Raw genomic sequence first — 23,702 nt, forward strand, 5'->3', positions numbered from 1 at the left:
CCCGTCAACGTCAACCCCGCTGCACTCACGGGTTTTTCCCCTCCCTGTGTGACAAGTGTCCTCAGCTGATGCATGGTTGGGCCGCCGGTGGGGCGGATGTTTCTATCGTTGTAAGAAGTCGGCTCACAGCCAGCCGCGTTGAGCCGCCAGGGCTGCCGCCTGGAACCGGGTGGACGCCCCGAGATCGGTCATCAGCCGGTGGATGCGGCGCTGCGTGGTGCGCTGGCTCCAGCCCCGGGCACGGGCTATCGCGGCGTCGGTGCTGCCCGAGGTGAGCAGGAGCAGCAGCGCGCGCGTCTCGGCGTCGGGACCGGAGGGGTCGGCGTGCCGCAGCGAGTCCTGCAGCGGGACCGCGCGCGCCCACTCCGCCTCGAACAGCGCCTCCAGCGCGCTCAGCATGGGGGAGCGGTGGATCAGATAGGCCGCCGAATGACCGCCGGGGGCGAGGCTGAAGGGAATGATGGCCGACCGGTCGTCGGAGACCACGAGCTTGAGCGGGAGGTCCGCCCGCACCCTGGCCTGCTCGCCGGTGCGGACGCTGGGCAGGATGTCGTGCTCCAGCCGGCCCGGCCAGGCGACGGCCGCCCGGTCGTAGATCACCCGGTGCACCACGCCGGTGCGCTGGCGCTCGACCTGCGTCTGCAGGTTGCTGCCCGGCCGGTCGACGTACGGCGGGCGGTCGAACGCCCGCACCTCGCGCCGGGCGCCCTCGGTCAGCCGGCGCACGGCGGCGCTGATGTCCTCGCGGTCGGTGAGGAGTTCCACCGCGATGTCCGGGTCGCTGATGCGCAGCGCCTCACGGTGGGTCTCGGTGAGCTTCTGCACCAGGGAGCGCGCGGCGTCCAGCCGGTGCTCCCGCTCCTGGATCAGCGCGGTGACGGCCACGTCCGGCGCCGTCGCGGTGAAGTGCGGCGGGCGGCCCGCCGCGCGGGCGGCCAGACCGTCCCTGACCAGGCCGGACAGCACCCGCCCGGCCGCGCTCGGGGAGAGCCCGCACGCCTCCGCGATCCGTCCGGCCGCGCTGCGCGGCAGCCCCACGAGCGCGGTGTACACCCGCTCTGTTTCCTCGTTGAGTCCGAGGACGTCAAGTTCCATTTCCGCTCCGGTCGTTCCTGGCCACCGGCCGCCACCTGGCGGAAGTCGGCCACCTGCGCATTCTTGCGCCTCTCAGCGGCCGATTGGGAGGGTCGCCTGGTCAAGGGACCACGGCCCGGGCCCGATCGGCCGGGTCCGGCCTCCCTTCGCGTGTGCGCAGCAGGTCTGCGCCACCGACCCCCTCCGGAACCGGAAGGCGCCCCATGCCCCGTGCTCATCCCCCGGGCGGCAGATTCGCCCGAGCCGCCGTCGTGCTCGCCGTCGCCGCCGCCTCCGCGACGGCCGTGGTCCCCGCGTCCGCGGCCCCGCCGTCGCCCCGTACGCCGCTCGACGCCTCCGCGCGGCAGTCACCGCCCCAGCCGGCCAGGCAGCGCGAGGGCGTGGTGCCCGGTCAGGTCCTGGTCGGCCTCGCGGCCGGCACCTCGGTGACCGGCGGCACGGTGCCCGGCACACGGCTCGCCGCTCGCACCCCGCACACCAGCAACGCCCGACTGGACGCGCGGCTCAAGGCCGTCGGGGCGACGTCGCTGCGCCCCGCGGTGCAGAACGGCGGGAGCGGCCTCGCGGGCACCTACGTCCTGCAGACCAGCGGGCACGACTCCGCCGCCGTGGCCCGCGCCCTGCAGGGCGCCCCCGGTGTCGCCTACGCCGAGCCCGACCGCTACGTCAACACCATGAACTCCGGCGCGGTGCCGCTGCCCGCGAACGTGCCGGCGATCGGCGGCAAGGCCGTCCGGCCGTCCGCCGCGGCCCACGGCGCGGCCACGCCGGCCACCGCAGCGGGGGTGCCGGCCAACGACGCCCTGACGTCGTCGGCCCAGGCCCTCCTCAACTCCGGTGGTGTGGACGCCGTCGGCGCCTTCTCCCTGCTGCAGGGCCACTACGGCCAGCAGCCCGGCGCGGGCGAGACCGTCACCAACGTCTCCATCGGCGACCTCACCGACCAGTCCATGGCGGACGCCGGGGACGACTACGTGCAGTCCAACGGGCCGACCACGGTGCTCAAGGACGGCCAGCGCTACCTCGACCTGCCGTCGATGCCGCTGATACCCGCCTACGTGGCCAAGGACGGCGGCGGTCTGGACGGCGCCGCGTCCACCGAGAACCAGGACCCCGGCCTCGGCGAGGTCATGCTCGACTTCTCGGTGATGTCGCCGCTGGCCCACGACCGGCAGCGCCCCGGCGCCACCGGCAGCGGCTACACCGACCTGCTGGGCATAGCGCCGGGCGCGGACTACCGCCTCGTGGTGCCCGAGCAGCCCACCACCGACCGGATCGCCGGCGCGCTGCTGGCCGCCGCCCACCAGTCGCCGCGCCCCGACGTCATCACCGCCAGCCTCGGCTTCGGCACCGACGCCCAGGGCTTCCCCGGCCGCTACCTGGAGGACGACCCGTTCATCCGCGCCACCGTCGCCGCCATCGTGCGCGACGGCATCGTGGTGTCCATCTCCTCCAACGACGGCACGCGGCTCTACACCCCCGCCGCGGTCGGCCCCGACGGCGGCAGCACGCCGACCGACCTGGCGCCCAACGCGGCCGCGGCCACGGTCATCGACGACGACGCCTTGTCCACCGCGCCCTCCCGGGTGCCCGACAGCGGCGCCATCGCCGCCGGCGGGACGACGCTGGACGACACGCTGTCCTCCGGCGCCGGCGGCCCGGCGACCACCGCGGAGACCCGGATCAGCGGCTTCGGCACGTTCTCCTCGGGCTTCGGCAGCCGGGTGGACCTGTCGGCACCCAGCGACAACATCCTCGCCTTCTCGCACAGCGCCCACGGCTCCCCTCAGGACGTCGACGTCTCCCTCAACGGCGGCACCTCCGCCTCGGCCCCGGAGATCGCCGCGGCCGCGGCGGTCGTCCTGCAGGCCGGCCGCCTGGCCGGACACCACCTGACGCCCGGTCAGGTGCGGCAGGTGCTCGCCCGGACCGGCCGCGCCGTGCCCACGCCGCCGCAGATCGACCGCAGCCTCCACGTCGGCCCGCAGGTCGACGTCACCGCAGCGGTGCAGCAGGCGCTCGGCGGCACCACCCACGGCACCGACCTGGTCCGACTGTCCGTCGCGCACCACGTGACCCTGGGCGACCTCGGCGGCGCGTTCCTGGAGGCCACCGACCAGAACCGCATCGACCTCGGCGACCACGCCTCCGGCGGCGACGGCGAGGGCCTGGTCGGCCCGGTCACCTTCGCCGGCGACGTCACCGGCGCACCCGCGAACGCGACGTACTCGCTCACCGTGGGCTCGACGGTGTTCCGCTCGGCCGGTCCCGCGATCCGCGTCACCCCGGAGCAGCTGCTGACCGCCGCCGGCCTGCCGGTGGTGGCGACCGCCGACCGGGATGTGACCGTCACCTACCGGGTGCTCGCCGGGGGCCGTACGGTGGCGTCCGCCACGCGCACCCTGGCGGTCGGCCCCAGCGACGGCCAGTACGCCGAGGCGTCCGCGCCCAAGGCGCCCGCCACGGTCGCCGCCGGTGCTCCGGTGACGGTGTCCTACGACCTGACGGGCGTCACGGGCACCTCCTCGCCGCAGCTCGTGCTGTCCACGGTCGGGCACTGGAACCCGGACCTGGCACCGCTGTTCACCGCCGCGTGGCACCAGCCGCTGACCGCGCCCAAGGGCACCGTGACCATCCCCGCCTCCGCCTTCCACGGCGGCGGCCTGTACGGCATCGGCATCGCCCAGTCCGGCTTCGGCGGCAACCCGCTGCGCGTCGCCTACGGCGAGTTCGCGCCGGTCCGGGTGGCCGGCGGCACGTCCGCCGACCGGCCCGTCGCGCCGCTGCTGACCGGGGCCGACGGCGTCGCCGGGCACACCGCGGAAGTCACCCGCGCCGCCTCGCAGTTCACCCTGGACTACGACGTGCGGGCCGTGCACGGCGCCCGCGGCGCCGAGGTGGAGTTCTCCTCGCCCGCCCCGACCCAGCACGGATCGCTCAACACCTTCACCAACGCCAACGGCACCGCCTTGGACGACAACGGCGTCGACAGCCCGTCGGTGCTCCACAAGGTGCTGCCCGCCACCGCCGGGCACGTCCGGCTCGACGCGGCCGCGCTCGGCCTGACCGGCTCCGACCTCTACGGCGTGCGGGTCCTCGCGCTCGACCGGGACGGCCATGTCGCCGGGCAGGCCTCCCCGCTGTCGTCCCTGGCCTTCGACGACGGGCTCGCGCCCGGCGGCGCGACGGTGCAGAGCTTCGCCGCCGCGGGCGACCACTCGGTGGCCGCTCTCGCCCGGCCGGACGGCGGCAGCGAGGTCCGGCACTACGCCACCGCCACCGGCCGCTACGGTGCCGTGATCACCTCGGACTCCGGTGACGGTTCGTCCTACCAGGTCATCGGCGCCACCGCGGACCGGGCGCTGCTCGCCCACCGCGCCGCCGACGGCGACCTGAGGATCGAGACGTGGAACACCGGCAGCGACACGCTGGTGGGCAGCACCACCCTCGCGGCCGGCGACGCCACGTATGTCACCGGCCGGGTCGACGGTGCCCACGCACGCGGCGCGGTCCTGCTGCACGGCACCGGGAACGCCGACGAGGTGCTGCCCGTCGACCTCGCCTCCGGCGCCGCCGGCGCGCCGATACCGGCCGACCCCAGTGGCGTCGGCACGGGGACGTACGGCCTGATGACCGTCGACCCGTCCTCGGGTGACGTCTTCCTGGCCAAGACCGCCGGGGCGTTCAACTGCCTGGGCGGGGTCACCGTCGCCCGGGTCGACCTGACCGCGCGGACGGTGACGGCCGACGGCAGTGCCTCCGGGTGCGGTCACGGCCTCGCCACCGACGGCGCCGGCACCCTGTACGACCTGTCGGCGACGGTGATCAGCGTGAACATCATCCCGACCGGGGTGATCAGCCCGATCGACGAGGCGGCGGGCAAGGCCGCGGGCGACGCGACGACCCTGCGGGTCGGCAAGCCCTCGGCCCTGGCCGTGGACGGCACGCACAAGATCGCCGTGGTGTCCTACCCCACCCCGGCCGGTACTCCGTACTTCGGTGCGGGGTTGTGGGTCCCGGACAACAACGCGACCGGTCAGCTCTCGGTCGTTGACCTCACCACCGGACAGGTGCTCAGGACGCTGCCCGGCTTCGTGATCGGCGGCCACGGTGGCGCCGAGGACGCGGTCCAGCTCGACCCGGCCACCAGGACCGGCTGGACGTTCGGCCCGGACGACGCCCAGATCCAGCAGTTCTCGTACTGACCGGACACACCGTCAGGCCGCCGTCACCACACCCGGCGAGGGATGGTGACGGCGGCCTGCCGTCGCCTCGGCCCGCCCCGGGTACGGTGCGGCGACGGTCGCGTGGCCGTCGGTCAGCCGCGCAGGGCGGCGGCGACGGCGTCCGCCAGCGGGGTGGTCGGGCGGCCGATGAGCCGGCTCAGGTCGTCGGTCGCACCCTCCAGCAGGCCGCGGCGGATACCGGAGACGTCGACGTCGACGAGGATCGCGGCGATCGGCGCGGGAACCCCGGCGCCGGTGAGGATGCCCTCCAGGACCTCGGCGGGCACGTCCTGGTGGGCGACCTCGCGGCCGCTCTGCCGGGACAGCTCCGCCGCGTACTCGGCCAGGGTCCACGCCCGGTCGCCGCTCAGCTCGTACGCCCGGTTCTCGTGACCCTCGCCGGTGAGGACCGCCGCCGCGGCGGCCGCGTAGTCGTCACGGGACGCGGCGCCGATGCGGCCGTCGCCCGCGCTGCCGACGACGCCGTGCTCGAGCTGCACCGGGATCTGCGCGGTGTAGTTCTCGTGGTACCAGCCGTTGCGCAGGAAGGTCCAGGTCAGACCGGAGTCGAGGATCGCCTGCTCGGTGGCCTTGTGCTCGTCGGCCAGCCGGAAGTCGGCGTCCGGGCCGCCCAGCACCCCGGTGTAGACCAGGCGTGCCACGCCCGCGGCCCTGGCCGCCTCGACGACGGCGGTGTGCTGCGGCACGCGGCGGCCGACCTCGCTGCCGGAGATCAGCAGCACGACGTCGCCCGGGCGGAAGACGTCCGTCAGCGTCTCGGGCCGGTCGTAGTCGGCCTCGCGCAGTTCGACGCCGCGCTCGGCGAGACCGGCCCCCTTGGCCTTGTCGCGGACGGCGGCCACGACCTGGTCCGCGGGCGCGGAGGCCAGCAGGTGGTCGACGACCAGCCGGCCGAGGTGACCGGTGGCTCCGGTGACGACGATGCTCATGAGGCGATTGCTCCCGTTTTCTCTGGCTTGGTGCGTGATGTGACACCAACCCTAAGGGGGGTACTAACCAGAGGGAAGTACCCACCTTGAAGTAAGGTACTGACATGAGCGTGAGTGAAGACGCCGGCGGCCGGCCCCGCCCGCCGGACGTGTACGCGGCGGACTGCCCGTCGCGGCTGGTCCTGGAGCACGTCACCAGCCGCTGGGGCGTCCTGGTCCTGGCCGAGCTGCTCGACGGCACGCACCGGTTCAGCGAGCTGCGCCGCGCCGTCGGCGGCGTCAGCGAGAAGATGCTCGCGCAGACCCTGCAGACCCTGGAGCGCGACGGATTCGTGCACCGCGAGGCGCATCCGGTGATCCCGCCGCGCGTCGACTACTCGCTGACCCCGGTCGGTGAGGAAGCGGCCCGGCAGGTCTGGGCGCTCGCCCGCTGGGCCGAGGACCGGGTGCCCACGGTGTTCGCCGCCCGGGAGGCCTACGACCGGGAGAAGGCCGCGCGGCCCCGCGTCTGACCGGCCGAACCGTTCGGCGGCCGGCCGGGACCGTGGCTCTCAGCCCTCAGCCCTCAGCCCTCAGCCCTGCTTGCGCGGCGCGGGCTGGCCGCCAGGCCCGCGGGCCAGGTGGCGTCCTTGCGCAGTCGCGCCGCCGTGCGGCGTATCCAGGGCAGTGCCGCGTAGAGGGCGTCGCCGGGGCAGTCCGTCTCGTAGACGTCCCGGTGACCGGAGATCGCGTTGAGCCGCACGGCGGTACCGCGCCGGTAGCGGCTGCGGTCGTTGCTGGACACCAGGCGGACCTTGCCCAGGGGGTCGATCCCCGGCGCCAGCTTCCAGGCGGCTATGCGGGCGATCGCCCGCAGCATGGGCTGCGGAACCGGTTGGCCCGCGCCGAAGTGGCCGAGCGCCGCTATCCCGACGGTGCCGATGTTGAACCCCTCGGTGTGCGCCCCCTGCACCGCCCGGTCGATGCCGCCCGCCCGGCCCTCGTAGACGTCGCCGCACTTGTCGACCACGAAGTTGTAGCCGATGTCGTCCCAGCCCTGGGCGATGTGCGTCTGCTCCATCGCCCGCAGCATGACGGGCACGTCCTTCGTGCAGTCGTAGTCGTTGGGGTTGTCCGTGTGGTGGATGAAGACCGCGCGCACCCCGGTGTCGTAGACCGGCTTGTCGCGCACCGCGCCCTCGTCGGCGTGCCAGGCCGAGCGCAGGACGACGACCGGCCGCAGCGCCGCCGTGTGGAGCACCGGGCGGGCCTGCCGGGCCACCCGCGGATGGCGCTCCGGCGCCGAGCAGGTCACGAGGAAGGCCAGCGACAGCGCCCCCGCCGCCAGCCTGACCCGGTGCGGCCACATGCCGAAAAGGCTGCTCCCCGGATGGCCGCCGCACACCCGTACGGCGGCCGTCCGGGTGAATGCGCGGACCGGTCCGGGTGGGTGGCGCCGGGGCGGGGCCGGCGCGGGGGTACGGCTGAGGCGCGCCGGACGAGACGCAGGTCACACCCGGTCCTGTCACGTCGCGCCGATCCGGTCCGTCAAGGCAGTGCACACACCGAGAGCGGCAAGGGAGAGCACCATGGACGCCCGTTTCGACTACTACGGCAACCCCGGCGGAGCGAAGTTCGCGAAGTACGTCAACTCGGCGGCGAAGGCCGTCTCCGACTCGACGCTGCCGGCCGCGACGCAGGAACTGGTGAAGATCCGCGCCAGCCAGATCAACGGCTGCGGCTTCTGTCTCGACATGCACACCAAGGACGCGGCGGCCGCGGGGGAGACCGTGCAGCGCCTCACCATGGTGGCGGCCTGGCGCGAGGCCACGCTGTTCACCGAGGCCGAGCGGGCCGCCCTGGAGCTGGCCGAGGAGGGCACCCGGCTCGCTGACGCCTCCGGCGGCGTCAGCGACGAGGTGTGGGCGAACGCCGCCAAGCACTACGACGAGGAGCAGCTCACCGCCCTGGTGTCGCTGATCGCCCTGATCAACACCTACAACCGGATGAACGTGATCACCCGGCAGCCGGCCGGCGGCTACCAGCCCGGCCAGTTCGCCTGACCGCTCACGGGAGCTCCAGCTCCTCCCGGGCCTCGGCCGCCCAGAGCAGCACGCCGTGGGACGCGGTCCGCGCACTCAGCTCCTCGGCCTCCTTGAGGAACCGGGCCGCCTCGTCCCGCCGCTGCTGCTGGGCGGCCACGTAGGCCAGGCCGATGAGGTTCGCCGCCACTCCGGGAAGGAAGTCCACCTCGCGGCGCAGCCGGGTGGACTCCTCGAAGAGCCGGCGTGCCTCGTCCAGGTCGCCGGCCATGTGCTCGGCGAAGCCGAGGTGGCGCAGGGCGTAGGACATCGTCAGCCGGTCGCCGCTGCGGGTGGCCAGGTCCAGGGCCAGCCGGAAGGACGGCAGTGCCGTCTCCGTGTCGTCCCGCACCACCTGGTGGAACGTGCCCACCCAGAACGCGGCCTCGCCCTCGCCCCGGGTGTCCCCGGAGCGGCGGTACAGCCGCGCCGCGCGTTCGAAGAGCTCCAGCTCCCGCGGATCCGCCGCCGGCCGTCCCCGGCGGCGGCTGTCCAGGAAGCGGGCGTGGACCACGCGTCCCCGGGTCATGCACAGATCCGCCTCGACCGCGTCGAGGGCGGCGTCCGCACCCTCCAGCGCGTTGTCGTCCCCGCCGAACACGGCCCGCTCGTACAGGAGTTCCGCCGTGCCGATGCGCTCGTCCCTCGTCATGGGCCGAGCGTAGCCCGGCCGATCCCGTGGCTTCAGCGGGTCCTGGTGACCGGGTGGACGTAGTCCCCGACGAGCGTGCGGTGCCACCAGGCGCCGGTGGCCCGCAGCTCCCGCCAGTCGGTGAAGCGGTAGCGGTAGAGCCGGGCGCGCACGGCGGTGGGCGGCGCGTCCGGGAACGGGTTGGCCCGCAGCAGGCGCAGCACGGCCGGGTCGTTGTCGAGAAGGCGGTCGAGCAGCCCCGGCAGCCACGCCCCGGCGTACGAGGGGGAGAGGGCCGCGAACCACATGAGCCAGTCCAGCCGCAGGTGGTAGGGCGCGAACTGCCGCGGCATCCGCCGGACGTCGCCCGGCTTGCCCCTGAAGCCGTACTCCTCCCACCGCACGGCCCCGGTTCCGGTTCCGGTCCCGAGCGCGCCCGGCGTCCGCCCGGCCGCGGCGAACCCGGGATCCCGCGTCCCCTCGACGACCACCTCGTAGCGTGTGCGGCCGACGCTGCCGAAGGCCCCGTAGGTGTTCACCAGGTGCAGCGGCTCGAAGGAGGCGTTCATGAGCTGGCGCCGGGAGAGCATGTTGCGGGCCGGCCGGTAACTGAGCACCGCCACCAGCACGGTGAGGGCCAGCACCAGCGCCTCGAACCACCCCGGCGTCGCCGCGTAGTGCGGCGTGCCGGCGTCCACGAGCCGGGCGGCCGGCGGACCCGCCATCACGGACAGCGCCAGGACGATCGTCAGCCAGTTGAGCCAGGCGAAGTTGCCGGAGACGACGAGCCAGAGCTGGGTGACGACCATGAAGGCCGCGGCGATGCCGGACGCCGGCTGCGGGGCGAACAGCACGACGGGCGCGGCGAGCTGGGCGACGTGGTTGGCGGCGGTCTCCGCCCGGTGCACCGGCCGCGGCAGATGGTGGAAGAACCAGCTCAGTGGGCCCGGCATCGGCTGTGTCTCGTGGTGGTAGTAGAGGCAGGTCAGATCCCGCCAGCAGCGGTCGCCGCGCATCTTGATCAGGCCCGCGCCGAACTCCAGCCGGAACAGCAGCCAGCGCAGCAACCACAGCACCAGGACCGGCGGCGCCGTGTCGTCGTTGCCGAGGAAGACGGCGAGGAAACCCGCCTCGAGCAGCAGCGTCTCCCACCCGAAGGCGTACCAGGTCTGACCGACGTTGACGATCGACAGGTAGAGCGCCCACACCAGCGCCCACAGCGCCATGGCCGCACTCAGCGGCATCCGGTCGCCCGCGCCGGCCAGCAGGGCGGCCGAGGCCACCGCGCCGGTCCACGCGACGGCCGCGAAGGCCCGGTCGGAGTAGTGGGCGTGGAACAGGCTGGGCAGGTCGCGGAAGCGGGTGCGGGCCAGCAGCCGCGGAACGGGGAGCAGGCCGTGCTCGCCGAGCAGCGGCCGGAACTGCGCCGCCGCGGTCAGGAAGGCGATCAGGTAGAGCGCGGCCAGACCGCGCTGGAACAGCAGCCGCCCCAGCCAGTAGCCGGAGTCCGCGAACCAGCCCACGAGGCGCTCCTCCCGGTGCACGGCACGCCGCCGGGGCGGACCTCCGGTCGCGGGCGCCCGCGCCGGGCCACGGCCCCGAGTGCTTCCGACGCCTGCCCGTTCGCGGCCTCCGGCAAACGCCCGCCGCGCCCGGCGCGAAGGCCGCTGCGCCCCGCCCGAAGGCCGCCGCGGCCGGGATCGACACCACCCGCTCACGGCCTCGTGTGACCGCGGCCGCCCGCGACGCGGGGCACGCCGGGCCGTGCCGAAGACACGTCCGCCGCCACCCGCAGGGCACCCTGATCACGAGCAGCGAGCCGTTCCGCGCCCCAGTACGGGAAGAAACGGGCCGGCCGCGGCCTCCCGGGTCCGCGCAGAGAAGAAAGCAGGCGCCACGTGCCGGACAGCCACCTCGAAGAGCCGTCACCCGTCGTCTCCACCGGCCGCGTGCGCCTGCAGCGCCTGCTGTTCGGCGGCGTGTACGGGACCGTGCTGGCCAGTTCGCTGGCCTCGGCCCTCGACGACGAGAGCGGGCGGCCGGATCCCGGGTACGACGCGCTGTGGATCCTGGTGGCCTGTGTGACCGCGGCCGCCGCGCACGGCTACGCCCATGCGATCGCCCACTGGTCGCCGGGCGGCCGGGGCGTGACCACGATGACGGTGCGCTCGGTGGGGACCGAGTGGCCGCTGGTCGCCGCGGCGGTCCCGACGCTGTTCGTGCTGCTGGGCGCGTACGCCCACTGGTGGGGGGAGTCCGGCGGCATCGAGGTGGTGCTGCTCGTCAACACCGCGGCGCTGTTCTGCTGGGGGCTCTGGGCGGCCCGGCTGGCGGGGCAGGGCTGGGGGGCCGCCTGCCGGGTGGGCGGGGTGGACCTGCTGATCGGTCTGGTCATCATCACCGTGAACTCCGCCAGCCACTGATCCGCCGCCCGCCCGGCCGGCCGGGCGGGCCGGATGGACGGACGGGTCGGACGGACGGACGGCGGGCGGTTGATCAGAAGGGCGGTCGATGAGAAGGGCGGCTGATCAGAAGGGCGGCTTCCAGACCTGGTTGGCGCCGCCGGTGCAGTCCCAGATCTGCACCTGCGTGCCGGGCGTGGTGGACAGGCCCGTGTCGTCCAGGCAGCGGCCGGAGTTGGGGTTGCGCAGCGAGCCGTCGGACTGGCGCTGCCAGACCTGGGCGCCGGTGCCGTTGCAGGCGTAGAGCTGGACCAGGGTGCCGTTGGCCGTCCCGGCGCTCTTCACGTCGAGGCACTTGCCCGCGGCCCGCACGGTGCCGTCCGGCACCTCGGCCCACTGCTGGCCGTTGGTGCCGTTGCAGGTGTACACCTCCGCCTTGGTGCCGTCGGTGTTGTTGTCCCCGGCCACGTCCAGGCACAGGCCCTGGTAGCCCACCAGCGGATACGCCGGGGTGGCGTCGGACGGAACCACCGTCCACAGGAACGTGGCGGTGTCCTGCGCCCCGGCCGCGTCCCGCGCGGTCACGTCGACGGTGTAGGTGCCGGCCTGCGTGGGCGTCCCGGTGATCTGGCCGCCGGCGGAGACCGACGTCCCGGGCGGCAGCCCCGTCGCGCTGAACGCCGGCGTCTGGCCCGCGCTCGTGTCGTGTGCCGCGACCTGGAGGGAGACCGCGGTGCCCGCGAGACCCTCCTGCGCGCCCGGGTCGGTCACGGTCACCGGCCGGCCGAGCTGCGCCGCGGTGACGTTCAGCGTGCCGGTCAGCGGCAGGTTGCCGTCGGAGTCACCGACCGCCACGGTGTAGGTCCCGGTGCTCGTCGCCCAGGCGCCGGAGGTGGCGTCGTAGTACGACAGGGACCGCTGGGTGAGCGGGAAGGTCACCGTCGTGCTGGCGCCGGGCTGCAGGTCGACCCGCGAGAAGCCCTGGAGCTGGCGCGGCGGCTCGCCGGAGGCGGCGGGCTGTGTGACGTAGAGCTGGGCGATGTCGGCGCCGGCCCGGGAGCCGGTGTTGGTGACGGTGGCCGTCACGGTCGCCGTGCCGCCCGCCGGCAGCGCCGAGACGTGCAGGCCGCTGAAGGAGAACGTCGTGTACGACAGGCCGTGGCCGAACGGGAAGAGCGGTGTGAGGTGGTTGGCGTCGTAGTAGCGGTAGCCGACGTCCACGCCCTCGCTGTACTGGACGGTGCCGCCGCTGCCGGGCCACTGCGCCGTGGTGTGCGCGGGCACCTGCGACAGCAACGTCGGGAACGTGACGGGCAGGTGCCCGGAGGGGTCGGTGTCGCCGAAGAGCAGCGAGGCGATGGCCGTGCCGTCGCCCTGCCCGGGGTACCAGGCCTCCAGCACACCCTTGACCGAGTTCACCCACGGCATGGTGACCGCCGAGCCGGTGTTGAGGACGACCACCGTGTTCGGGTTGGCCGCGGCGACCGCCGAGATCAGGTTGTTCTGCGCGCTCGACAGGTCGATGCCGCCCAGGTCGCCGCCCTCGGACTCGAAGTCGCTGACGAACACCACGGCCACCTTCGCGGCGGCCGCCGCGCTCGCCGCGGAACTCGTGCTGGAACCGTTGTCGTAGGTGACGGAGACACCGCTGCCCGCGCGGGCCTGGATGCCCTGCAGGGGCGTCACCGTTCCGCTGGAGTTCACCGCCGCGCTGCCGCCGCCCGCGCTCTGCACGCCGGTGGAGGCGTCAGCCCCGATCACCGCGATCGACGAGGCGGCCGGGGTGAAGGGCAGGAGACCGCCGCTGTTCTTCAGCAGGACCGTGCCCTCGGCCGCGAGCTTGGTGGCGGCCGTCTGGTTCGCCGCGGAGGTCGCGGTCTGCGCGGGAGATCCCGTCGGCGCCTTGTCGAACTGGCCGAACGCGAACATCTCGGTGAGGATCCTGGTGGCCATGGCGTTCAGCGTCGCCTGGCTGACCTGCCCGGAGTTCACGGCGTTCGTCAGCGAGCCGCCGTAGAACCCGTCGTTGCCCGGCATGTCCTGGTCCAGGCCCGCGTTGGCGGACGCGGCCGTGGAGTGGGTGGCGCCCCAGTCGGAGGTGACGAAGCCCTGGAACCCGAACTGCTGGCGCAGCGCGCCGTTCATCAGCGCCGGGTTCTGGCACGCGTAGGTGCCGTTGACCGTGCTGTACGAGCACATCACCGAGGACGCGGCGCCCTGCTGCACGGAGTCCTGGAAGGCGGGCAGGTAGATCTCCTGCAGTGCCTTGCCGCTGATCACCGCGTTGTCGGAGGGGGTGTTGCGGTTGGTCTCCTGGTTGTACACCGCCAGGTGCTTGACCTGCGCCATCACCCCCGTCGACTGGACACCGCGGATGTTCGCCGCGCCCATCCGGCCGTTCAGGTACGGGTCCTCGCCCACGGACTCGAAGGCGCGTCCCCAGCGGGGGTCGCGGTCGATGTTGATGGTCGGGCCGAGGTCGACGGTCGTGCCCTTGGCGGCCTCCTCGGAACCGATCAGCCCGCCGTACTGCTGCTCGGCGGCGGTGTCCCAGGTGGCGGCGAGCGCCACCGGCGCCGGGAGCTGGGTGACGCCGCCCATGCCGTCGGCGACACCGGCCGGCCCGTCCTCCAGGTTCATCGCCGGGATGCACAGCGAGCCGATCGCCGGGGTGAAGCCGACGTAGCTGGAGCCGCCGCTGCCGGTCGCGAGCTGGACCTTCTGTGCGGTGGTCATCCTGGCCAGCACCTGGCCGACCCGCTGGGGGATCGGTGCGGTGGAGTGCACCCAGGGACAGGCCGCGGGGGTGGCGGCCGCCGCGGGGGAGGCCCCGGCGGCGAACAGCCCGGAGCCGCCGGCGATCAGGGCCAGGGCGGCCAGTGCCGCGGTGCGTCGTCGTAAGGGCACGCGAGTCGGGAGCACGATGCCTCCAAGCATCTGCCGGGGTGGGGGGTTTCCGGCTCGCGGTCGCGCATGCGGAGCCGGACGCGCGGTGGAGACTGGGCTCGGCCCAGGTGGATTCAAGACCTGACGCCGGAGCCGCGTCAAGACAGCGGTCGCCACCGGCCGGTCAGCCCGCTGAACTCCCAGATCAGGCAGGGGAGTTCGTGAGAATCCGAGCCTGCTGAGGCCGTCCGCGCCGCCCTGGGCCGTGACAACTTCTGACGGCAGCCGGCTTGCGCGGCGCCCGGACACGTCAGTAAAGCCCGCTCACGCGGTAAGGCTCTGGAAACGGAGTCGGTGTGCGGTACGGCGGGCCGGGCACCCGGTGAGGCGGAGGCGGTCATGGACGGCGGTACGGCGGACGGCGACAGGGCGGACACCCCTACGGCGGACAGCGGCGCGACGGACGGCCGTGCGGCTGAGGGCGGTGCGGCGCGTGAGGTGTGCCTGGTCACCGGTGCGAGCGGTTACATCGGCGGCCGGCTGGTGCCGGCCCTGCTCGCGGCGGGATACCACGTGCGCTGTCTGGTGCGTTCCCCGGAGAAACTCCGCGACCAGCCGTGGGCCTTGGCGGTGGAGGTGGTGCGCGGCGACGTCACCGACGCCGAGTCCGTCGGGCGGGCGATGGAGAACGCCCGTGTCGCCTACTACCTCGTGCACGCGCTCGGCACCGGGCGGTCGTTCGAGGACACCGACCGGCGGGCCGCGCGGACCTTCGGCGACCAGGCACGGCGGCAGGGGGTGGGGCGGATCGTCTACCTCGGCGGGCTGACCCCCCGGGACGTGCCGGAACACGAGCTCTCGCCGCATCTGCGGTCCCGAGCGGAGGTGGGCCGGATCCTGCTGGACAGCGGCGTGCCGACCACGGTGCTGCGGGCAGCCGTGATCATCGGCTCCGGCTCGGCGTCCTTCGAGATGCTGCGCTACCTCACCGAACGCCTCCCGGTGATGGTCACCCCGAGCTGGGTGCGCACCCGCATCCAGCCGATCGCCGTCCGGGACGTGCTGCGGCTGCTGGTGGGCAGCGCCCGGATGCCCGCCGAGGTCAGCCGTGCCTTCGACATCGGCGGCCCCGACGTGCTGACCTACGTCGACATGATGCGGCGCTACGCCGCCGTCGCCGGGCTGCCGCGCCGCCTGATCCTGCCGGTGCCGGTGCTCACACCGGGCCTGTCCAGCCACTGGGTGGGGCTGGTGACCCCGGTCCCGGCCTCGATCGCGCGGCCGCTGACGGAGTCGCTGCGGCACGAGGTCGTGTGCGACGAGAACGACATCGCCGCCTATGTGCCCGATCCGCCCGCCGGGCGCCTCGGCGTGGACGCGGCGCTCTCCCTCGCGCTGCAGCGGGTGCGCGAGGCGAAGGTGGCCACCCGCTGGTCGTCGGCGGGCGTCCCCGGCGCGCCGAGCGACCCGCTGCCGACCGACCCCGACTGGGCCGGCGGCAGCCTCTACACCGACGTGCGGGAACGGTCGGTGGACGTGACACCGGACCGGCTGTGGCGAGTCGTGGAGGGCATCGGCGGCGACAACGGGTGGTACTCCCTCCCTCTGGCCTGGGCGGTGCGCGGCGGCCTCGACCGGCTCGTCGGCGGGGTCGGGCTGCGCCGCGGCCGGCGGGACGCCGCCCACCTGCGGGTCGGCGACTCCGTCGACTTCTGGCGGGTCGAGGAGATCGAGCCCGGGCGCCTGCTGCGGCTGCGCGCCGAGATGCGGCTACCCGGCCTGGCCTGGCTGGAGCTGTGCGTGGACACCGACGGCGACGGGCGCGCCCGGTACCGGCAGCGGGCCCTGTTCCACCCGCACGGGCTGCTCGGTCACGCCTACTGGTGGAGCGTCTCGCCGTTCCACGCCCTGGTGTTCGGCGGCATGGCCCGCAACATCACCCGGACGGCGGCGGCACAGCGGCGCACGGCTGTGCCGTAGGCCCGCGACGCCGGTGACCGGCAGACCGGCGGCCACCGACCGGCCGTGCCGGACCCGCGGGCGGCGCCGGGGTGTGCGACGGTGGCGGTCACACACGGAACACGATCACCATCAGTGTCAGCCGCCACCGATCCCCAGGAGCCGCCGCCCGTGAGTGTCCACGTCGTCCTCTTCACCTGCGACCTGCGCCTCCACGACCATCCGCCGCTGGCCGCGGCGCGGGCCGGAGCGGACGAGGTGGTGCCGCTCTTCGTCCGGGACCAGCGGATCGGGCGCAGCGGCTTCGCGGTGCCCAACCGGTCGGCCTTCCTCGCCGACTGCCTGGCCGGGCTGGACGCGGGGCTGCGGGACCGAGGCGGACGCCTGGTGGTCCGCAGCGGTGACGTCGTCGCCGAGGTGTGCCGCGTGGTCACCGAGACCGGCGCGGACGAGGTGCACCTGGCGGGGTCCCCGAGCGCCTACGCGCAGTCCCGCGAGCGGCGGCTGCGCGAGGAACTGACGGCTCAGGGCTGCCGGCTGACCGTCCACCAGGAGGTCGTGCACGCCGTCGCGCCCGGCGCGGTCACGCCCGCCTCGTCCGACCACTTCGCGGTCTTCACGCCGTACTTCCGCCGCTGGTCCGGGCACCCGCTGCGCGGTGTGCTCCGCGCTCCCCGGCAGGTCGCCGTGCCGGACGGCATCGGCTCCGAGTCGGTGCCACGCCGGTCCGCGGTGAAGGGGACGTCGCCCGAGCTGGCCCGCGGCGGCGAGAAGGAGGCCCGCGCCCGGCTCGCGGACTGGCTGCGCGGCGGCCTCGACGCGTACGCCGACCGGCACGACGACCTCGCGGGCGACGCCACCTCGCGGCTCTCCCCGCACCTGCACTTCGGCACGCTGTCACCGGTGGAGTGCGTGCAGCGCGCCCGCGGGCACGGCGGCGAGGGCGCCGACGCCTTCGTCCGGCAGGTGGCGTGGCGCGACTTCCACCACCAGGTCCTGGCCGCCCGGCCGAAGGCCTCCTTCTACGACTACCGCACCCGCCACGACCACTGGCGGCAGGACGCGGCCGCCGAGGACGTCGCCGCCTGGAAGGAAGGGCGGACCGGCTACCCGATCGTGGACGCGGCCATGCGCCAACTCACCCAGCAGGGCTGGATGCACAACCGCGGCCGCCTCCTCGCCGCCTCCTTCCTGGCCAAGACCCTCTACACCGACTGGCGCGTGGGGGCGCGGCACTTCCTGGACCTGCTGGTCGACGGGGACGTGGCCAACAACCAGCTCAACTGGCAGTGGGTGGCCGGCACCGGCACCGACACCCGCCCCAACCGGGTCCTCAACCCGGTCGCCCAGGCCCGCCGTTACGACCCGGACGGCGCGTACGTGCGCCGCTGGGTGCCCGAACTGGCCGACGTCGAGGGCCCGGCGGTCCACCGGCCGTGGACGCTGCCGGACAAGCGGCGTTCCGGACTGGACTACCCGGAGCCGATCGTCGACCTCTCGGACGCCCTCGACCACTTCCGCCAGGCCCGCGGCCTGAACTGAGGCGCACCCTCGCTGCCGCTCCGTCACAGCCTTGCGGAAGGGCCACCGGTGACGGTTCCGGGCGGCCGACCGCGCCCGGTGGCTCAAGCGGCAGAGCACCTACCGCAGCTCGTGCGCCGGCTACTCGTCCGCCGCGTGTCCGGCCCCCGCGCCCGCCTCGGCCGGACGGCCGTTTGTCCGGGCCATTGACGTGCTCATGATGACGGGCTTACGTTCACTGGGCGCTCTCCAGAGGCTTCACCCCACCTGCAAGCCGGTCCGGGAGCTCTTCCGGGACACCGTGTCCTCGGTGTCCCGCGGGGCTGTCTGGCAACGTTGTCAACGGTCGGTCCGCCCACGCCGTCCTCCGGGGAAGCGCACCCCTCGCGCCGGCGGACGGTGACCCACCGCCGTATCACCGGCGCTCACCACCCCCACACGAACAGGTGACATGGTGAAACGAATCCTCCAAGGGACCCTGGCGTTAGCGGCCGCGGCGGCCCTGGCCGCCGTGTCCCCGGTCGCCGCGCAGGCCTCCTCCCTGGCGCCGGGTGGCTCGTCCGCCCGCGCCACGACCGCACACGCCTGCGCCGAGCCCCTGCACCCCGGCGCGCCCGTCTGCTACGCCCTGGTGCGTACCGACGTCAGCGCCGTGCGTGCCAACGCGCTCAGCCCCGACGCGACACCCTCCGGCTACGGGCCCTCGGACCTGCAGCGCGCCTACAACCTCGCCGCGGCGGCCGCCTCCAACGGCGGCGGAGCCACGGTGGCGGTCGCGGAGCTGGCGGACGACCCGAACCTCGAGTCGGACCTGGGCACGTACCGCGCCCAGTACGGCCTGCCCGCCTGCACCACGGCCAACGGCTGCTTCCGCAAGGTCAACCAGAGCGGACAGCAGGGCAACTACCCTCCCGGCGACACCGGGTGGGGCACCGAGGCGTCGCTGGACGTCGACATGGTCTCGGCGATCTGTCCCAACTGCCACATCCTGGTGGTCGAGGCCGGTGACCTGAACGCGGCCCAGAACACCGCCGTCTCGCTCGGCGCCCACTTCATCTCCAACAGCTGGGGCACCGGCGACGGTTCCTTCGACTCCGGCGCCGACGCCGACTACAACCACGCCGGCGTCGTGGACGTCGCCAGTTCCGGAGACAGCGGCTACGGCGTGAGCTTCCCCGCCACCTCGCAGTACGTCGTGGCCGCGGGCGGCACCTCGCTGCGGCAGGCTTCGGGCACCGCGCGCGGCTGGTCGGAGACGGTGTGGTCGGGCGCGGGCGCCGGCTGCTCGTCGTGGGAGGCCAAACCCTCCTGGCAGCACGACAGCGGCTGCGGCCACCGGACCGTCGCCGACGTCTCCGCGGTCGCCGACCCCGGCACCGGCGTCGCGGTCTACGACACGTACGGGCAGGGCGGCTGGTTCGTCGTCGGCGGCACCAGCGTGTCGTCCCCGATCATCGCCTCGGTGTACGCACTGGCCGGCGCGCCGGCCTCGGCGGCGGCCTCGCTGCTGTACTCCCACGCGTCCTCGCTCAACGACGTGACTTCCGGATCCGACGGCTCCTGCAGCCCGGCGTACCTGTGCACCGGGACGGCCGGCTACGACGGGCCGACCGGTCTCGGCACGCCCAACGGGCTGGGCGCCTTCAACGGCTCCGGCGGCGGCACCCAGCACACCGGCCCGATCACGTCCGGCGTGTCCTCCTCGCTGTGCCTGGACGACCGCTCGTCCAGCACGACCAACTTCAACCCCGTCCAGATCTGGGGCTGCAACGGAACCGGCGCCCAGCAGTGGACCGTCTCCGGCAGCACCCTCCAGGTCCTGGGCAAGTGCCTCGACGTCAACTCCGCCGGCACCGCCGACGGCACGACCGTCGACCTGTACGACTGCAACGGCACCGGCGCCCAGGTCTGGCAGCCCCAGTCCAACGGCTCGCTGCTCAACCCCAACTCTGGCAAGTGCCTGGACGATCCCAACAGTTCGACCACGGCGGGCACGCAGCTCCAGATCTGGGACTGCAACGGCACGGGGGCGCAGCACTGGACGCTGCCGTGACGCCCGGGTGCGCCCTCACGTGAGGGCGGGTTCCGCCCGGACTTGAGGAGCGGGTTCCGCCCGCACGCGAGGCGGCACGAGCCCGCCGCACCCGGGCAACCGGCTCGCGGGCCCCGGCAGTCGCCAGGGTCCGCGAGCCGGCACGCGGTCTTCCGGCGTCTCTGACGAAGCGTCAGAATCAGGCGGACTGGCAGCCGTTGTCAGGGAAGCGAGGACGATCGTGACCAGCACACCGCCGCCGCCCGACATCCTCTCGCCCGAGTTCGCCGCCGACCCCTACGCCGGATACGCCGTCCTGCGCGAGCACTACCCGGTCCACTACAACGAGCCCACCAAGAGCTGGCTGCTCTCCCGGTACGACGACGTGGCCCGCGCCTTCCGCGACCCGGTCTTCACCACCGACAACTACGACTGGCAGCTCGAACCGGTGCACGGCGGGCGGACCATCGTGCAGATGAGCGGCCACGAGCACGCGGTCCGCAGGGCCCTGGTCGCCCCCGCCTTCCGCGGCCGCGAGTTGCGGGACCGCTTCATGCCGGTGATCGAACGCAACGCCGCCGAACTCATCGACGGCTTCCGCGAAGCCGACGAGGCCGACCTGGCAGGCCAGTTCGCCACCCACTTCCCGGTCAACGTCATCGTCGACATGCTCGGCCTCGACCGGTCGGACCACGACCGCTTCCACGCCTGGTACAGCGCGGTCGTCGAGTACTTCGCCAACCTGGGACAGGATCCCGCCGTCGCCGGAGCGGGGCTGCGGGCGGGCCGCGAACTGCGGGAGTACCTGCTGCCCGTGATCGACGAGCGCCGTGCGGCGCCCGGTGACGACCTGCTGTCCTCCCTGTGCACGGCCGAGGTCGACGGCACCCGGATGACCGACCAGGACATCACGTCGTTCGTCAGCCTGCTGCTCTCCGCGGGCGGTGAGACCACCGACAAGGCGCTCACCGGCATGTTCCGCAACCTGATCGGCCACCCCGAGCAACTGGCCGCCGTGCGTGCGGACCGCGAGCTCGTCCCCGCGGCCTTCGCCGAGTCGCTGCGCTTCACCCCGCCGCTGCAGATGATCATGCGGCAGCCGGCCGAGGACGTCTCCCTGAACGGCACGACGATCCCGGCCGGGTCCACGGTGACGTGCCTGATCGGTTCCGCGCACCGCGATCCCGCGCGGTACGACCACCCCGACCGCTTCGACATCCTCCGGCACGATCTGACCCCCACCACGGCCTTCACCGCGGCGGCCGACCACCTGGCGTTCGCCCTCGGGCGGCACTTCTGCGTGGGGGCACTGCTCGCCCGCGCCGAGGTCGTCGTGGCGACCGGCCAACTCCTGGACGCCTTCCCGCACATGGCGTTCGCCGATGGCGCCGCACCCCCGGAGACCGGCGTGTTCGTCCGCGGCCTGCGCCGTCTCCGGCTCCGCCTCACCGCGCACTGAGGTCCGGTGGCAGAGGGCCGGCCCGGCCCGCGACCGGGCGCGCCACCGAGCGCTCGAAGAAGGGAGGGAAGCGTGCATCTTCCGGAGAGGGGCGCCGAGGTGCTGGTGGTCGGCGGGCGCGCCGGTGCCGGGAAGACGACGGTCGGCTGGGAGGTCGCGGCGCTGCTACGGAGGGCCGACGTGTCCCACGTCGTCGTCGAGGGTGACTTCCTCGACCACGTGTACCCGGCACCTCCCGCCGCGGACGGTCCGGCGCTGGCCGAACGCAACCTCGGCGCCCTCTGGGTGAACTTCGCCCGGCTCGGGCACCACAGGCTGATCTCCACCAACACGGCCGCCGTGCTGCCCGAGGCGACGCCTATGTTCCCCCGGGCCATGGGCGCGGGGACCCGGATCATCCGCGTCCTGCTCACCGCGTCCGACGCCACCGCCGCCGAGCGCCTGACCCGCCGAGAGCTCGGCTCGGAACGCGACCGGGAACTGCGGAACAGCGCGCCGAAGGCCCGCCTGCTGGAGGACCGCGCGCCCGCGGACACCGTGCGGGTGGCCACGGACGGACGGCGGGTGGGGGAGATCGCGCGGGACGTCCTGGCCGCCACGGGCTGGGCCTGACGGGCGGTGTCCCGGCGCCCGCAGCCCGGCCGCGCCCGCGAGGGCGCCCCGGAAGCTCGGGTCACGCGGTCCGGTCGCAGGGTCCGGTCACGCGGTCCGGTCACACGGTCGGTTCGGCGGGTGGGTTCGGCGGGTCCTCGCCGGTGAGGCCGTCGACGGACTCGCGGATCAGGTCGGCGTGGCCGACGTGCCGCGCGTACTCCTCGATCATGTCCACCAGCAGGCGGCGCAGGCTCGGCGACTGGCCCCTGGCGTTGGTGTAGTGCGCGATCTGCTCGGGCCCGGCGGCCGCCAGGGCCTCGCGGACCGCGGCCCGGGAGCGGGCGACCGCGTCCTTCCAGAGAGCGAGCAACTCCTCCGGTGAGTCCTCGGCGGCCGTGCGCCAGTCCCATTCCGGGTCGGCGTCCCAGTCGACCGAGGACCACGGTCCGCCCGCCGGACGGCCGAGCAGCTTCTCCGAGAACATGTCGTCCTCGACCACGGCCAGGTGCTTGAGCAGGCCGCCGAGTGTGACCGCCGAGCGGCCGACGGTCGCCCGCATCCCGTCCCCGTCCAGTCCCGAGCACTTCCACAGCAGTGTCCTGCGCTGGCGTTCCAGCGAGCCGATGAGGGTGTCGATCTCGCTGCCCGCGACGGGCGGTTCGCACGGGACGGTCTCGTCAGTCGTCGTCATGACCGCCATCCTGGACCGGCTTGCGGACGTTTCCCTTCCGGAATACCGGCGGATGACCGAGGATGCGGGATGACACACGACGAGAGCCCTGCTGCGCGGGCGCTGCTGCTCCTCGAACTGGTCCAGGCGAGCCCCGGGACCACCGCGCAGCGGCTCGCCGCCCGGCTCGGCGTCACCGAACGCGCCGTCCGCCGCTACGTCGGCACGCTGCGGCAGGCGGGCGTGCCGATCGCCTCGGCCCGCGGCCCGTACGGCGGTTACCGCATCGGGCGCGGCTACCGGATCCCGCCGCTGATGTTCACCACCGCCGAGGCGCTGGGCCTGGTCATGGCCGTGCTGGAGGGCCGGCACGAGGCCGCCGACCCCGACGATCCGGTGGGCCGGGCGCTCGGGAAGATCCTGCGGGTGCTGCCCGAGCCGGTGGCCGCGCCCGCGGAGGCGTTCCGTGAGGCGGGCGCGGGCGCCGGCGCGTCTGTGGAGGCCGTGCCGCGCCCGGACCCGGAGACGGCGGCGGTCCTCGTCCAGGCCTGCGCGCTGCGGCAGCGGGTGCGGGTGCGGTACCGGCGCGGCGAGGAGACGCCGTGGGACATGGAGGCCGACCCGTGGGCGGTCGTCGTCCGCGACGGCCGCTGGTACCTGCTGTGCTGGTCCCACGCCAGGAACGCCCGGCGCCTGCTGAGACTGGACCGCGTCGTCCGCGCGGAGACCCTGCCGGTCGGCTTCACCCCGCCCGACGGCCTCGACCCGGTCGCCGCCGTGGACGAGCACCTGGTGCACGGCTGGCGTCACGAGGTGGAGGTGGTGATCGACGCGCCCGTCGAGGAGGTGGCGTCCTGGATCCCGCACGGTCTGGGCCGGCTGGAGGCGTTCGGCGCCGGCCGCACCCGCCTGCGCGCGAGCACCGACACGCCGGGCTGGTACGCCCACCGGCTCACGGCGCTCCGCGCGCCGTTCCACATCGTCGGCCCGCCCGAACTGAGGGACGCGGCCGAGGAGCTCGGACGCCGGCTGCTGCACTCGGCGGCGGGCGACGGCGCCGGGCCGGGCTGTAGCGGCGGCGGGGAGGCGCGCCCAGGAACCGTCGCGCACGGTGATCCGGGGATCGACACGAACGCCGCCCCGACTGCGACCGACCCGCGTGTCCCCGCCGGGTGACGGGCCGTCAGCGCGGTCCGCACCAGGCCGGACTGTCGGTG

Annotated in this window: 17 protein-coding genes; 10 read left to right on the plus strand and 7 right to left on the minus strand. The window is 74.1% G+C overall.

Annotated elements, in window-relative coordinates:
• Positions 1 to 123: 123 nt before the first annotated feature.
• Positions 124 to 1,095 carry a helix-turn-helix domain-containing protein gene (locus tag K7862_RS27100; RefSeq protein ID WP_222967133.1) on the minus strand — a complete coding sequence of 324 codons (972 nt, stop codon included), beginning with the start codon at positions 1,093 to 1,095 and terminating at the stop codon, positions 124 to 126.
• Between the two features lie 203 nt (positions 1,096 to 1,298).
• Between K7862_RS27100 and K7862_RS27105 the strand changes: the two genes are divergently transcribed.
• On the plus strand, positions 1,299 to 5,300 hold the full coding sequence (locus K7862_RS27105) for a S8 family serine peptidase (RefSeq protein ID WP_222967134.1): 4,002 nt from the start codon (positions 1,299 to 1,301) through the stop codon (positions 5,298 to 5,300).
• A 113-nt stretch (positions 5,301 to 5,413) separates the two neighbouring features.
• Here the strand turns inward: K7862_RS27105 and K7862_RS27110 are convergent, their stop codons facing one another.
• Positions 5,414 to 6,271: an SDR family oxidoreductase gene (locus K7862_RS27110; RefSeq protein WP_222967135.1), complete on the minus strand. Its 858-nt coding sequence runs from the start codon at positions 6,269 to 6,271 to the stop codon at positions 5,414 to 5,416.
• A 104-nt stretch (positions 6,272 to 6,375) separates the two neighbouring features.
• On the opposite strand from K7862_RS27110, the gene K7862_RS27115 reads away from it, so the two are divergent.
• Entirely contained in the window at positions 6,376 to 6,783 is a 408-nt protein-coding gene (locus K7862_RS27115) for a winged helix-turn-helix transcriptional regulator (RefSeq protein ID WP_222967136.1), read from the plus strand.
• Between the two features lie 53 nt (positions 6,784 to 6,836).
• Here K7862_RS27115 and K7862_RS27120 read toward each other — a convergent pair whose 3' ends face one another.
• Positions 6,837 to 7,619, minus strand: coding sequence for a peptidoglycan recognition protein family protein (locus tag K7862_RS27120; protein ID WP_222967137.1), 783 nt, complete (start codon positions 7,617 to 7,619; stop codon positions 6,837 to 6,839).
• Positions 7,620 to 7,839: 220 nt separating this feature from the next.
• Between K7862_RS27120 and K7862_RS27125 the strand changes: the two genes are divergently transcribed.
• Positions 7,840 to 8,313 carry a carboxymuconolactone decarboxylase family protein gene (locus tag K7862_RS27125; protein WP_222967138.1) on the plus strand — a complete coding sequence of 158 codons (474 nt, stop codon included), beginning with the start codon at positions 7,840 to 7,842 and terminating at the stop codon, positions 8,311 to 8,313.
• A 4-nt stretch (positions 8,314 to 8,317) separates the two neighbouring features.
• Here K7862_RS27125 and K7862_RS27130 read toward each other — a convergent pair whose 3' ends face one another.
• Together K7862_RS27130 and K7862_RS27135 are read right to left on the minus strand one after the other, a co-directional pair.
• Complete coding sequence (locus K7862_RS27130) at positions 8,318 to 8,983, minus strand: tetratricopeptide repeat protein (RefSeq protein ID WP_222967139.1); 666 nt, start codon at positions 8,981 to 8,983, stop codon at positions 8,318 to 8,320.
• Between the two features lie 32 nt (positions 8,984 to 9,015).
• On the minus strand, positions 9,016 to 10,485 hold the full coding sequence (locus K7862_RS27135; RefSeq protein WP_222967141.1) for a lipase maturation factor family protein: 1,470 nt from the start codon (positions 10,483 to 10,485) through the stop codon (positions 9,016 to 9,018).
• A gap of 375 nt (positions 10,486 to 10,860) precedes the next feature.
• Between K7862_RS27135 and K7862_RS27140 the strand changes: the two genes are divergently transcribed.
• Positions 10,861 to 11,385: a hypothetical protein gene (locus tag K7862_RS27140; RefSeq protein ID WP_308012210.1), complete on the plus strand. Its 525-nt coding sequence runs from the start codon at positions 10,861 to 10,863 to the stop codon at positions 11,383 to 11,385.
• A gap of 105 nt (positions 11,386 to 11,490) precedes the next feature.
• Here K7862_RS27140 and K7862_RS27145 read toward each other — a convergent pair whose 3' ends face one another.
• Positions 11,491 to 14,271: a glycoside hydrolase family 3 C-terminal domain-containing protein gene (locus K7862_RS27145; RefSeq protein ID WP_222967142.1), complete on the minus strand. Its 2,781-nt coding sequence runs from the start codon at positions 14,269 to 14,271 to the stop codon at positions 11,491 to 11,493.
• Between the two features lie 378 nt (positions 14,272 to 14,649).
• Between K7862_RS27145 and K7862_RS27150 the strand changes: the two genes are divergently transcribed.
• The 5 genes from K7862_RS27150 (at position 14,650) to K7862_RS27170 (ending at position 21,833) form a co-directional block, all read left to right on the plus strand.
• A complete protein-coding gene (locus K7862_RS27150) occupies positions 14,650 to 16,230 on the plus strand; it encodes an SDR family oxidoreductase (protein ID WP_222967143.1) in 1,581 nt (526 codons plus the stop codon).
• A 150-nt stretch (positions 16,231 to 16,380) separates the two neighbouring features.
• Positions 16,381 to 17,751 (plus strand): cryptochrome/photolyase family protein, encoded by a 1,371-nt coding sequence (locus tag K7862_RS27155; RefSeq protein WP_222967144.1) that lies wholly within the window; start codon positions 16,381 to 16,383, stop codon positions 17,749 to 17,751.
• A gap of 430 nt (positions 17,752 to 18,181) precedes the next feature.
• Complete coding sequence (locus tag K7862_RS27160) at positions 18,182 to 19,783, plus strand: ricin-type beta-trefoil lectin domain protein (RefSeq protein ID WP_222967145.1); 1,602 nt, start codon at positions 18,182 to 18,184, stop codon at positions 19,781 to 19,783.
• 220 nt (positions 19,784 to 20,003) lie between these two features.
• The gene (locus K7862_RS27165) at positions 20,004 to 21,221 is read left to right on the plus strand and encodes a cytochrome P450 (protein ID WP_222967146.1); all 1,218 of its coding nucleotides are present in this window, start codon (positions 20,004 to 20,006) and stop codon (positions 21,219 to 21,221) included.
• A gap of 72 nt (positions 21,222 to 21,293) precedes the next feature.
• Positions 21,294 to 21,833: a hypothetical protein gene (locus tag K7862_RS27170; protein ID WP_308012211.1), complete on the plus strand. Its 540-nt coding sequence runs from the start codon at positions 21,294 to 21,296 to the stop codon at positions 21,831 to 21,833.
• Between the two features lie 100 nt (positions 21,834 to 21,933).
• Here the strand turns inward: K7862_RS27170 and K7862_RS27175 are convergent, their stop codons facing one another.
• Positions 21,934 to 22,506, minus strand: a complete 573-nt coding sequence (locus K7862_RS27175; RefSeq protein ID WP_222967147.1) for a DinB family protein — start codon at positions 22,504 to 22,506, stop codon at positions 21,934 to 21,936.
• Between the two features lie 69 nt (positions 22,507 to 22,575).
• Between K7862_RS27175 and K7862_RS27180 the strand changes: the two genes are divergently transcribed.
• A complete protein-coding gene (locus K7862_RS27180) occupies positions 22,576 to 23,661 on the plus strand; it encodes a helix-turn-helix transcriptional regulator (RefSeq protein ID WP_222967148.1) in 1,086 nt (361 codons plus the stop codon).
• The last annotated feature ends 41 nt before the right edge of the window (positions 23,662 to 23,702 follow it).

The sequence above is a fragment of the Actinacidiphila acidipaludis genome, assembly GCF_019890725.1.
GTDB classification, from domain to species: Bacteria; Actinomycetota; Actinomycetes; order Streptomycetales; family Streptomycetaceae; genus Actinacidiphila; species Actinacidiphila acidipaludis.